11 protein-coding genes are annotated in these 11360 nt (G+C 63.1%); all 11 read right to left on the bottom strand.

The features are described from left to right. Nucleotides 1-588: hypothetical protein (locus tag VIQ49_RS03980; RefSeq protein ID WP_331881035.1), on the bottom strand; the 588-nt coding region annotated here is incomplete at its 3' end. A 2-nt stretch (nucleotides 589-590) separates the two neighbouring features. Continuing rightward, nucleotides 591-1586 (bottom strand): hypothetical protein, encoded by a 996-nt coding sequence (locus tag VIQ49_RS03975; RefSeq protein ID WP_331881032.1) that lies wholly within the window; start codon nucleotides 1584-1586, stop codon nucleotides 591-593. Next, entirely contained in the window at nucleotides 1583-3028 is a 1446-nt protein-coding gene (locus tag VIQ49_RS03970; protein WP_331881030.1) for an MlaD family protein, read from the bottom strand. The genes VIQ49_RS03975 and VIQ49_RS03970 overlap by 4 nt, the downstream gene beginning before the upstream one ends. After that, nucleotides 3025-4287 carry an MCE family protein gene (locus VIQ49_RS03965; protein ID WP_331881027.1) on the bottom strand — a complete coding sequence of 421 codons (1263 nt, stop codon included), beginning with the start codon at nucleotides 4285-4287 and terminating at the stop codon, nucleotides 3025-3027. Before VIQ49_RS03965 ends, VIQ49_RS03970 begins: the two co-directional genes overlap by 4 nt. Continuing rightward, nucleotides 4287-5552, bottom strand: a complete 1266-nt coding sequence (locus VIQ49_RS03960) for an MCE family protein (protein WP_331881024.1) — start codon at nucleotides 5550-5552, stop codon at nucleotides 4287-4289. Before VIQ49_RS03960 ends, VIQ49_RS03965 begins: the two co-directional genes overlap by 1 nt. Continuing rightward, the gene (locus tag VIQ49_RS03955) at nucleotides 5552-6742 is read right to left on the bottom strand and encodes an MCE family protein (RefSeq protein WP_331881022.1); all 1191 of its coding nucleotides are present in this window, start codon (nucleotides 6740-6742) and stop codon (nucleotides 5552-5554) included. Before VIQ49_RS03955 ends, VIQ49_RS03960 begins: the two co-directional genes overlap by 1 nt. Continuing rightward, entirely contained in the window at nucleotides 6742-7803 is a 1062-nt protein-coding gene (locus VIQ49_RS03950; protein WP_331881020.1) for an MCE family protein, read from the bottom strand. Before VIQ49_RS03950 ends, VIQ49_RS03955 begins: the two co-directional genes overlap by 1 nt. 71 nt (nucleotides 7804-7874) lie before the next feature. Continuing rightward, on the bottom strand, nucleotides 7875-9053 hold the full coding sequence (locus tag VIQ49_RS03945; RefSeq protein ID WP_331881017.1) for an MCE family protein: 1179 nt from the start codon (nucleotides 9051-9053) through the stop codon (nucleotides 7875-7877). Between the two features lie 3 nt (nucleotides 9054-9056). After that, nucleotides 9057-9908 carry an MlaE family ABC transporter permease gene (locus tag VIQ49_RS03940; protein WP_331881014.1) on the bottom strand — a complete coding sequence of 284 codons (852 nt, stop codon included), beginning with the start codon at nucleotides 9906-9908 and terminating at the stop codon, nucleotides 9057-9059. Nucleotides 9909-9914: 6 nt separating this feature from the next. After that, the gene (locus VIQ49_RS03935) at nucleotides 9915-10679 is read right to left on the bottom strand and encodes an ABC transporter permease (RefSeq protein ID WP_331881012.1); all 765 of its coding nucleotides are present in this window, start codon (nucleotides 10677-10679) and stop codon (nucleotides 9915-9917) included. A 269-nt stretch (nucleotides 10680-10948) separates the two neighbouring features. Beyond that, a partial coding sequence (locus tag VIQ49_RS03930; protein ID WP_331881008.1) for an SDR family oxidoreductase occupies nucleotides 10949-11360 on the bottom strand: 412 nt, incomplete at its 5' end.

Here is an 11360-nt window from a genome sequence, read left to right as displayed (position 1 = left end):
GTTGGGATTGGGGGTGGCGGGCGCGGGGACCGGGACCGTGGAGGCACCCGCCTTGTCGGCCTCTGTGGCGAGGCGGGCCTTCACCGAATCATCGGTCAGGATATCGATGTTCGAGACCAGCCACTTGTCGCCCGACCGCTCCATCGAATACTCGAGCCGGCTGGCCTCGATCGACACCAGGTCCTTGCCGCCTTTGGTGACGGACTGATTCATGAAGATCAGGATCAGCGCCGTGTCCCGGGTCGCGTTGACAACTCCGGCCTCCTGGATCGTCACCTCGGACTTGACCTGCTGATCTTTCACCGCGACAACAAGATTCGTGTTGGTGACGATCTCGTCGTATTCCTTCTGCGCCGGACCGGTGAGCAGTGTTTTCGTCTGCTCCACCTGTTGCGCCACGTTATCCGGCTGATAGCCGAACATCATCGTCGCAGTGTGTGTTCCGGCGTCGAGCGCCTCACCCCGGGCATCCTCGGCCAGTTTGGTGTCGCGGTAGTGCAGACCGGTGATGGTCGTGATCACCACGCCGGCAACAAGGATCACGACGGTCAGCACCGACACCGTCCACCACCAGAATTTACGGGACATGGTTACGTCACCCATTCGAAGTTGGTGAGCTTGAGTTGCCCGTTGATCCGGGTGATCTCGAGTTTCCAGCGGAACGTCTGCAACACGGTCTGCTGCTCGGGGACGTTGGGCTGGTTCATCTCCCAGCTCGACACCAGGATCACGGTTCCGGTGGTCGGGTCACTTTCGGTGACGGCCTCCGAGATCACGGTTCCCTTGGTGGAGACGTTCTCGGACTTGATCATGTTCACCGTCTGCGCCATCGACTGACTGGTCTGCTCCATGGCCTGGCCGCTGGTGCTGTCCTGAAAGGTCTTGATGGCGCCGTCGATGTTCTCCGCGTTGAGCGTTGTCAGGTTGGTGATCATCTGACGGGCGAACGCCGAATACTCGGCGCGGAGATCGTTGCGTTCGTCGATCTTGTTGGTACCCATGATGAACAGGGTCGAGGCCACCACCATGCCCGAGATCAGGCCGATGGCAACGACCGCCGCCAGCACGATGCCCAGACCACGCAGGCTTCCGCGCGTGCGCGGCGACCGACCCGATTTTGCCGGATCCTCACCCGAGCCGTCCCGGCCCGACTTCCGTTTGCGCAGATCGGTCTTGCGGCCACCCCCGCGCCGGTCGCGGTACGACACTCCCCGCGACACTGATGCCGAACCGAAGGACTGCACTGCGGTATCGACGGCATCGGTGTCGCCGGACGCGGCGATCTCCGGTTCGGGATTGTCGGATTCCACCTGCGTATCCATCGCCGGTGTATCCGGCGAATCCATCGGAGCGGCGACTGCAGGCTTCGACTTCGGCTTCTGCTTGCGCCCGAGCGGCGACGACTTCACCGGTGTGCCGGTGACCTTGCGGGCCTTGCCACTCGGCGTGCTGCCGCTCGCCGACGAATCTGACGAATCTGACGAACCGGCCGCGACTTCTTCCGGCGGGCCCGCCGGGCGGCTGGCCCGACGGCGCTGAGGTTTCCGTGGTGCCGGTTTTTGTTCGGTTGGTGTCTGGGCCGTCACTGAACGGTCCCCGTGATCAGGCTCTGCCATTGACTCTTGTCTTTCGTCTGTTCCCCGCTACCACCTGTACCAGATGTATCCGGCGACACAGCGGTTCCGGCGTTGTAGGTCTTGCCGTCCGGACCGATGTAATCACCGCTGACAGGGTCGTAGCTGGTGGCGTAGACGGCGGGGCCGCCATCGTCTGCGCCGGGTGTGCCGGACGTCAAAAAGCCTTGTGGCAGATGGACTCCGGGAAGTCCGTTCGGGAATGGCACATTCTCGCCGATCGGTGTGTAGCCGGTTCGGCATTCGGCCGGGGTCGATGCCCGACGGCCCGGTATCTCCACGCACGGGAAGTTGCGGCTTCCGCGCACCGCGAGGTTCGAGTCCTGAGGGACGCGGCACAACATACCCGGTGGGAGATCGCGAGGGGTCTGCACATCCGCACCACGTTCCGGAGTCATGGGCATGAAGCCGACGGTGCAGGTGCCCGGGTCCTGGAACCCGAGGGCAAAGTCGACGTTGGCACCGTTGCGGAAGTCCTCGCTGTTGAGTGCGGTGATCAGCGACGCGATCAGGCGTGGATAGATCACCACGATCTGTTGCAGGTTCGGATGGTAGATCGCCAACGTCCTCGACACCGTGTTGAGATTCGAGAACAACAACGGCAGTGACTGATTCATCGACGCGAACAACTCTTGGCTCTGCTGCGCGACCCCTGGCCCCTTGTCGAGGATCCCCTGGATCGCAGGGTCGTTCGCCCGGAGCTGATCGGTGACCTGGGCCAGATTTGCCGTCCACGCCCGGATGTCACCCACCGTGGCCGTCTGCGTCTCGAGCAGCGGGGCCGCCTGATCGATGAGTTTGACGATGGCCTCGGAGTTCTCATTGGCGTCGCCCACGAGCAGGGTCATCGAATCGAGAAGTCGTTGCAGGTCTTCACCGGTGCCGTTGAACGCATTGAATGCCTCATCCATGAGGCGCCGCAACTTCGTGTCCTGGATCTGTGCGAGCAGTGCATCGGCCTGATCGAGCAGTGTCCCGATCTCGACGGGCACCGTCCCGTTCTCGACCACCGACCCGTCGTGGAGGTTGCCGGTCGCCGGCGTCTCGGGGTCGGGTGTGAACTCCAGATACTGCTCACCGACGGCGGAAACGCTCCGGACCGCGGCCGTCGAGTTGTTCGGGATCTCGGTGTCGCTGTTGACGGACAGGGTTGCCACGACGCCTGTTTCGGTCAGAGCCACCGACTGGACCTTGCCGACGTCCACACCGCGGAAGCTGACGTTGCCGTTCTGGTAGAGCCCGCCGGTACTGGGAAGGTCCACCTTGACCGTGTACTCCCCGATCCCGACCATGCTGGGAACCCGGATGTAGAAGATCGCGACCGCGACCATCGAGATGACCGTGATGATGGCGAAGATGATCAGCTGCATACGGACAAAGGGGGTGATGCTCATGAGCCTCCCTCCGCGTCCGGCATCGGGTTGGGCAAATTGTTGTCGATCGGCATCTCCGAGGTCAGCGGACCGGTGAACGGATCGCTGCCGCGGGCGGCCGCTCCGGCCGGAACCCCGAGTAGCCCTTCGGGCCCGTAGAGCTGACTCTGCCCGCCGAGGCTGGCCAGCGCGCCGCGCTGCAACCGCCCGAACGTGAGATCGAGGTTGATCTCGCCGTTGAGGTAGTCGCCGCGGACCACCTGCGGGATGACTTCCTCAGCGAACGGGAAGGTCAGCAGGATGCCCAGAGACTGTGTCAGGGCCGGCCCGGTGGACTGCAGTTGGTCGAGCACCGGGACCAGGTTGCTGACAATCACCTGGATGTCTTCGGAATTCGCGTTCAAGATGTCATCGGTGGTGCGGCTCAGGGTGCTCAGCGATGCCAGTGCGTCGGTGAACTGAACTCGTTGATCCACAAGCAAGTTCAGGATCTTCGGTGCGTCCGCGAGTGCCTTCTCCACCACCGGGGTCTGCTCGTTGATGCGCGCAGTCATCCGGTCGAGGCCTTCCATTGCGAGAATGATGTTGTCGCGCTGCCCGTTCAGCTCCTCGACCAGGGTGTCGAGGCGCGGGATCAACTCGCGCAGCACGTCTTCGCGGCCGGCCATCGAGTTGTTGAGCTCGGTGACGATGTCGCCGACCTGCGCCAAACCACCGCCGTTGAGTACCACCGACAACGAGCTGAGGACCTGTTCCGTGGTCGGGTAGGTGCAGGCGGAAACCTGTTGTGCGGAGTTGATGTCGGGGATCGGCTCCTGGTTCTCCGGGGTCACGATGTTGGTCTGCTCCGGGCAGGTCGCGGCCGGGATCTCGTCACCCGGCTGCAGAGTGCCCGCATCGGCATTCTCGGGTTGCACGATCTCCAGGTGCAACGACCCCAGCACGCTGGTCATCCCGACCATCACGTGCGAGCCGACCGGAACCTGCGTTCCCTTGTTGAGCCGCAGTGTCAGCTGGGCCTGCCAATTCTCCACCGAGATTGTGCCGACGCTGCCGACGGTGGCGTCGTCGATCATCACCGGAGCGTTCTGAACCAGGTTGGCGGCGTTGGGAATCGTTGTTGTCAGATCGTACGATCCACTACCGGTTCCCTCGGCGCCGGGTATCGGCATCGAGTTGAGCCCGTCGAATCCACATCCTGACGCCACCAGCGCGGTACTGACGGCGACGACCCCGACCATGTTGCGGATGAGGGCCTTTCGCCTCGGCGTTGTACCCATCATCCCTCGCCTCCGAACGGCACCAGGAGTTGCGCGAGACCTGGATTTGCGTACTTCGACCTGGTTGCGGCGTCCTGCTCCCGGATTCCCTGCTGCGCCCGGGCTTTCACGCTCGAGTTCTGGTAGGTGATCTGATCCGGGGCGGCGTTGATACCCGTCACCGGATTGGTCAGGAACGGTGGGTAGTTCATACCGATCGTCCCGAAGATCGGACCGAGGACGTCGACGCAGTTCTCGACCAGGTCTTCTTGGCCCGGACGGGCGGCGCCGGCCATCGTGCCACACAGCATGTTGATCAGGTTGCCGCCCATACCGAGACCGAAGATGCCCGACAACGAACCCTGCAGGGGGTTGTAGATGTTGTAGAAGTTCGACAGCTGAGTCGGACCGGAATGCAGGAGTCCCCGAATCTCTTCGTCTTTCTGGGCAAGCACATTGGTGGCAGAGGCGAGGTCGGCGACCGACTCACTCAGGGCCGCACCGTTGGTGTTGATGAACGTCTGGACATCGGTCAGTGCGGTGTCGAGGTTGGTCAGTGCCCCACCGAGACTGTCGGTGGTGTCGGCCAGAACCTGACTCACCGACGCGATGCGACCGTTGAACTGCACCAACTGCTCGTGACTCTGTGACAGCGCTTCGGTCAACGTCTGGAGGTTTCGGATCGACCGGAACAGATCGTTGCTGCCGTCTGCGAGAGTGCCCGTCACATCGGACAATTGCTGGATGGCCTGGCGGATCGCGGTGCCGTTGCCGTCGAGGTTCTCGTCGAAGACGTCGACCGCGCGCGACACGGAACCCGGGTCGGCACCCTGCGGCCCGACCGCCTCGGACAATCGGCTCAGCTCCGCCTTGATCTCATCCCATTCCACCGGAACCGCAGTGCGTTCCATGGGGATGTCGCCGCCGCCACCGAGGGCCGGACCACCCTCGTAGACCGGGGTCAATTGGACAAATCGTCCAGAGACCAGCGATTGGGCGACAACAACCGCCTGCACGTCCTGCGGGAGCTCACGGTCCCGATCGACTTTCAGTTCGACCCGAACATCGTTGTCCCGCGGCGTGATCGAGCCGACGGAGCCGACGTTGACGCCGAGGATCTTCACCGCGTCACCCTCGTACAGTGCGTTCGTGCTCGGGAAGTACGCGGTGTACGTCTTGTAGTTGACCTTCTGATAGCCGTAATAGACGGCTCCGATGACAACCACACCCGCGATCACGATCGCGACCGCCTGCCAGAACCTCTTACCCAGCTTTCCCATCGCCATCATCCGGTCGGTCCGGTCGGATACGAAGGCGCCGGAGCCGGCACGCTCGAGTCGGGCGAGTTCGCCATGTCCGGACGGGTGGTGATCGCCGGCGGGACCTTGAACGCGTACTTGGTGAATGCCTCGAAGGCTTCCGGGTACTTCTGCTGGAAGATCCTCATGAACGTGGCGGTGTAGTCACCGAATGTGGGTAGACCGACCAGCGAAGAGAAATACGGACCACTGGAGACCGCTTCACCCAGAACGTTCGCGTATGGCCCGAGTTCGTCCAGGGTCAGGCCGAGATTCTCCTGGTTGTCGATCAGAATCGCGAGCACTCCGTTCAGCTGATCGAGCACCGGCGTGAGCTGCGCGTTGTTGTTGTCGATGAACAGGCTGATCTGCGCGGTGACGGCTTCGGTGCCGGTGATCAACTGCCCCAGCGCATCTCGGCGGGCCTGAACCTCCCCGAGCAGGGAGTTCGCGTCGACGAGCAGGGTGTTGATCTGTCCGCTGCGCTTGGCGACCACATCGGTGACGTTGCCCGCCCGGTCGAGCAGTTGCGACAGGGACTCATCGCGATCGGCGATCGCCTTCGACAGCCGGGCCACACCGTCGACGGCCGATCGCACGGATTCCGGTGTGTCGGAGAAGGTGTCCGACAACGTGTTGAGCGCGTCGTTGAGCTGATCGGTGTCGGTCTCGGCAAGCGTGTCGGTAGCACCTTCTAGAGCGTCGGTCAGCGAGTAGGGCGCCACGGTCTTCTCCACCGTATCGCCCGGCTTCAGCTTCCCGGTGCCGTCGGGAACAAGGGTCAGGTTGCGTCGGCCCAGCACGGTCTCCGTCTTGATGACGGCCGTGGTCGCGTCCCCGACGCGGACCGTGTCGGCCATGTTGAACGTGATCTTCGCCTTCGTGCCGTTGTCTGTGTCCGCCAGCGAGATCCCCTGGACGGTGCCGACATTCACACCCGCGACCACCACGATGTCGCCGGTCGCAAGACCACCGGCATCCTCGAAGAGTGCGGTGTAGACACTGCCGTTCGACAGGAACGGGAGTTTGTCCATCTGCAGGGCCACGATCACCACCAGCGCCGCGATCACCACACCGATGAAACCCACTCGGGCCCGGTCTGGTTCGCCACGCTTGCGCCGCCGGGCATCGTCGGCCTGGTCGGTCGCGGTTCGCTCGCCCTTGAACAGTGCAGCCATCACAGCGGGTTACACCTCCCTCCGGGGTTGGTGTTGGGTCCGGTGGCATCGACCGACTTCCAGACGATCTCCTGCCCGTTGGGGCCGGTGAAGATCAGGTTGACCTGGCAGAGCCAGATCTGCAGCCAGGCACCGTAACTACCGAGATTCGACAGTGCCTTGAAGTCCGACGGCAGGCGACCGAGCAGACCTCGCACGTAGTCCTCACTGTTGAGGACCTCTTGTGACACCTGTCCGGTGGCGGTGATCAGCGACTGCAGATCGGACTGGTTCTCGGACAGGACATCGTTGAGGTCGTTGGTCAGTTCGGAGGTGTTGGTGATGGCATCACCGATCACGCCTCGCTGCGAATCGAGTCCCGAGATCAGTTTCTGCAACTGGTCGAGCGAGGTGTCGAAACCCTCGTCGTCGGCCTCGATGGTGCCCAGCGTGGTGTTGAGGTTGTCGATGACCTGCCCGATCAGCTGATCGCGATCGGCCAGCGAATCGGTGAAAGTCGCTGTGTTCTTGAGCAATTCGTTCAACGCCGGCCCCTGTCCCTGGAACACCTTGACCAGCGACGCGGAGAGTTCGTTGACCTCTTTCGGGTCGAGTGTCCGGAACAGCGGCTTGAAGCCACCGAGGAGGTTGTCCAGATCCAGGGCCGGTTCGGTCTGCTCGATGGGGATCGAGCCGTCGTCCTTCAACAGCTCGTCGGGGTCACCGGTGCCCTCTTGCAGTTCGAGAAACCGGTCGCCGGTGAGGTTCTCGTAGCGGATCAAGGCCTTCACAGAGGTTGGGAGCCGGTACTTCTCACTGACGTCGAACTCGACCACGGCCTCGTTGTCGGGATTCAGACCCACCGATCCGACCTTGCCGACCTCGACGCCGGCGATGCGAACCTTGCTGCCCGACTTCAACTGCGAGGCGCTGGTGAATGTCGCCTTGTAGGCGAAGCTCGAACCACTGCGGTACTGGCTGAACACGACCACCAGGCCGACGAAGATCAGCAGCATCACGACGGCAAAAGCCCCGAGCTTGATGACTGTGGCGCGAAACGCGCGCTCTCTCGACACTGCCATCTCACACCTCCCCTTCTGGGCCTGCTGACGACAGGGGGCTCGTTGTCGCCGGACTGGTCATCGGTTGTACCTCATCCACGGGGTGCCGGACCGAACATCACTTCGAACAACTTGGACGGATCCAGCTTGGGTGTTGTTCTCGGCTGATACGGAACCGCCGCGTTGTCGCCGACGTAGAAACCGGCGTGCACGGTCGAACTCGGATCACTGAGCCCGTATTCACAGGTGGGCGGACCGTCCATGTTCACCCTCGGCAGATCCTCGGGATAGCGGTATGGCTCTTTGCCGGGGAGCACACCCGCGTTGAGGTGCACGCGGGCGTCGTCGACACCGAACACCGGCAACGCCTTCTGCCCCGCACTGGCGGTGGCCGTGATGAAGCACCCCAGCCCCGGGGACTGGTAGCCGAGCAGTGTCGCGGTCGGGTTCAGATTCGCCAGCGTCGAGATGATGTCGGCCTTGGCCGGTGCGATGACACCGTTGATGGTGTTTGCCATCCCGGTCACGTTCACCAGTAGCGCGTCGAGGTCGGACGAGTTGTCCACCAGAGTGTTTCCGATGGCCGTGAAGTTGTCGACGACCGCCAGCAGATCGGGCATCGCGTCGGCGTAGACGTTGGTGACCTCTGCGGTCGCCTCGATGTCCCGGCCGAGTTCGTCGAGATGCGGATTGACCTTGCCCAACAGCTCGGACAGATCGGCGAAGCCCTGACCGATCTGATCACCACGGCCGGACAAGGCGGTGTCGATCGCAGAGATCGTGGCGTTGAGCTTCTCCGGCTGGACCGCGGCCAGCACGTCGACCAGGCGCTGATAGATCGTGTTCAGTTCGACCACGACGTGATCGGTGGCGATGGTCGAACCGCTGCGCAGTGTTTCGGTACTGGGATCATCGGGGACCTCGAGGTTGACCGATTTTGCGCCGAAAACTGTGTTGGACTTGATCTCGGCGTTGACGTTGGCCGGGATGTACTCGAGTTGGTCCGGGTTCATGTTCAGGACGAGTTTCACGCCATCGGCGGTCTCGGTGATGTCCCCGACCCGACCGACCACGACTCCACGCAACCGGACCTTGGCGTCCGGGCTCATCACCAGTCCGGCCCGATCTGCGGTGAGTGTCACCGGCACGGTGGTACCGAAGGATCCGAGGAACTGCAGGGATGCCAACGCGCATACCAGTATCAGCGACACCACCATCACGGTGGCCGCGACCTTCTTCGCCCATGCGGGGCGTTCGATTCTCTGTGACATGGCCTACCCCGAGAGGTTGAACTTTCCGTCGACGCCGTAGATGGCCAGCGACAGCAGCAGCGTGATGACCACGACCACCACGAGCGAGGCCCGCACGGCGTTGCCGACCGCGATACCCACACCCACCGGACCTCCCGAGGCGTTGAACCCGTAGTAGGTGTGGATCATCATGACCGCGATCGCCATGCAGATCGCCTGAACGAACGACCACAGGATGTCGGTGGGGATCAGGAAGGTCGAGAAGTAGTGGTCGTACACACCGGGTGACTGGCCGTAGAGGAACGTCGTGGCGAAGCGGCTGGCCAGGAACGAGGCGACCGAGGCGAGTGAATACAGCGGGATGATCGCGATCAGCCCGGCCACGATCCGGGTACTGACGAGATAGGGGATCGACTTGATCGCCATCGCTTCGAGCGCGTCGATCTCTTCACTCACACGCATCGCACCGAGCTGTGCCGTCGCGCCTGCGCCGATGGTGGCCGCCAACCCGATTCCGGCGATGACCGGAACCGCGATCCTCACGTTGATGAATGCCGCGAAGAACCCGGTCAGGGACTCGACACCGATGTTCGACAGCGAACTGTAGCCCTGGACCGCGATGGTTCCGCCGGTGAAGAGGGTGAGGAATCCGACCACGACCACGGTGCCGCCGATGACGGCGAGCGCGCCCGAGCCCATGCTGATCTCGGCGATCAGCCGAAGGGTTTCCTTCTTGTACGCCCGCACCGCGCGGGGGATGTTGACGAGGCTGTCCCAGTAGAAGAATGCTTGGTCGCCGATACGGTTCCAGCCGGAATTGGCTCGTTTGAAGGCCACGCGTGTAGAGCGTAGCCGGACGGTGTGGGGAAGGATCATCAGCGCTTACCCCGCGGTCGCTTTGAGACCGACCGCGGTGACCACAACGTTCACGACGAACAGCGCCATGAACGAATAGACCACGGTCTCGTTGACGGCATCGCCGACGCCCTTCGCACCACCGGCGACGTGCAGGCCGCGATAGCAGCCGACCAGTCCGGCGGCGAGGCCGAACAGTGCGGCCTTCACCATCGAGATCATCAGTTCCGGAAAACCTGTCAGCAGTGTCAGGTTCGCGATGAAGGCGCCCGGGTTCACGTCCTGCAGATACACCGAGAACACGAAGCCGCCACCGATACCGATGGTGCAGACCAGGCTGTTGAGGAGGATCGCGACCAGAGTCGACGCGATGACCCGGGGTACCACCAGTCGGTGGATGGGATCGATGCCGAGGACCTGCAGGGCGTCGATCTCTTCACGGATGGTGCGGGCACCGAGGTCGGCGCAGATGGCGGTCGCTCCCGCGCCGGCGACGATCAGCACCGTCACGATCGGGCCGATCTGGGTGATGGTGCCCAACGCGGCGCCCGCGCCGGAAAGATCCTGGGCCCCGAGTTCACGCAGCAGGATGTTGAGCGTGAAGCTGACGAGGACGGTGAACGGAATCGCGACCAGGACCGTCGGGACCATCGACACCCGCGCGATCGCCCACGACTGTTCGACGGTCTCGCGCCACTGGAACGGCGCACGGAAGAGTTCGCGGGCCGCACTCACGCTCATGGCGACGAAATCCCCGACCCCCTCGAGCGGACCTGCGAGTCTGCGGTTCACCAACTCTCCTTCAGCGAAAGACTTCCCCGGGACCCGACTGGGCAGTCTGATCATAACGTGTTCTACTTGCGATTTCGGCGAATCGAACTAGTTGCCAACTGGAACTTTGCGCTTGAACGGCCATCCCACAGCTTTCATTTTTGAAACACGTTCCAGTCGGCTTTTCGCAAACCTCCCCCCAACGGAGGCCTGCCAGTTTGACCGCGAACTTATCACACGTCCAGTTCACTCAATGAGTGGAATCGACGGACACGCGGACGCCGAAAACGCTAGCCGAACAGGGCTTTACCGGCAGAAAACGTATCGGCGGGATCGCGGTCGACGAAGTACTCCGCCAGGCTCTTGGTGAGGTCGCCGCGATCCCATGCATCGCCGCCGGCGACGAAGTCCTGCTCGATGGTCGGCGCCGCCATCAGGGTCACCTTGGGTCCGTACACCACGAACACCTGTCCATTGACCCCGTCCGACTCCGGGCTCGCCAGGAACTGCACCAACGTGACGACGTGATCGGTCGACAGCGGATCAACCGAACCTTCCGGCGCATCGCCGAAGGTCCCCTCGGTCATCGCCGTCCGGGCCCGTGGGCAGATCGCGTTGGAGCGCACGCCGTAGGCAGCCAGGCCGCGCGCGCCGGTGAGGGTCAACGACGTGATCCCCGCCTTGGCCGCGCCGTAATTCGCC

It is taken from the genome of Williamsia sp. (assembly GCF_036566845.1).
Taxonomy (GTDB): domain Bacteria; phylum Actinomycetota; class Actinomycetes; order Mycobacteriales; family Mycobacteriaceae; genus Williamsia.
This window is presented reverse-complemented; position numbering and strand designations above follow the sequence as displayed.

What these genes read in the sequence shown, in the direction of transcription:
- VIQ49_RS03950 (WP_331881020.1), bottom strand. Translation starts at nt 7,803, where the DNA reads ATGGCAGTGTCGAGAGAGCGCGCGTTTCGCGCCACAGTCATCAAGCTC.
- VIQ49_RS03955 (WP_331881022.1), bottom strand. Translation starts at nt 6,742, where the DNA reads ATGGCTGCACTGTTCAAGGGCGAGCGAACCGCGACCGACCAGGCCGAC.
- VIQ49_RS03960 (WP_331881024.1), bottom strand. Translation starts at nt 5,552, where the DNA reads ATGGCGATGGGAAAGCTGGGTAAGAGGTTCTGGCAGGCGGTCGCGATC.
- VIQ49_RS03940 (WP_331881014.1), bottom strand. Translation starts at nt 9,908, where the DNA reads ATGATCCTTCCCCACACCGTCCGGCTACGCTCTACACGCGTGGCCTTC.
- VIQ49_RS03965 (WP_331881027.1), bottom strand. Translation starts at nt 4,287, where the DNA reads ATGGGTACAACGCCGAGGCGAAAGGCCCTCATCCGCAACATGGTCGGG.
- VIQ49_RS03945 (WP_331881017.1), bottom strand. Translation starts at nt 9,053, where the DNA reads ATGTCACAGAGAATCGAACGCCCCGCATGGGCGAAGAAGGTCGCGGCC.
- VIQ49_RS03970 (WP_331881030.1), bottom strand. Translation starts at nt 3,028, where the DNA reads ATGAGCATCACCCCCTTTGTCCGTATGCAGCTGATCATCTTCGCCATC.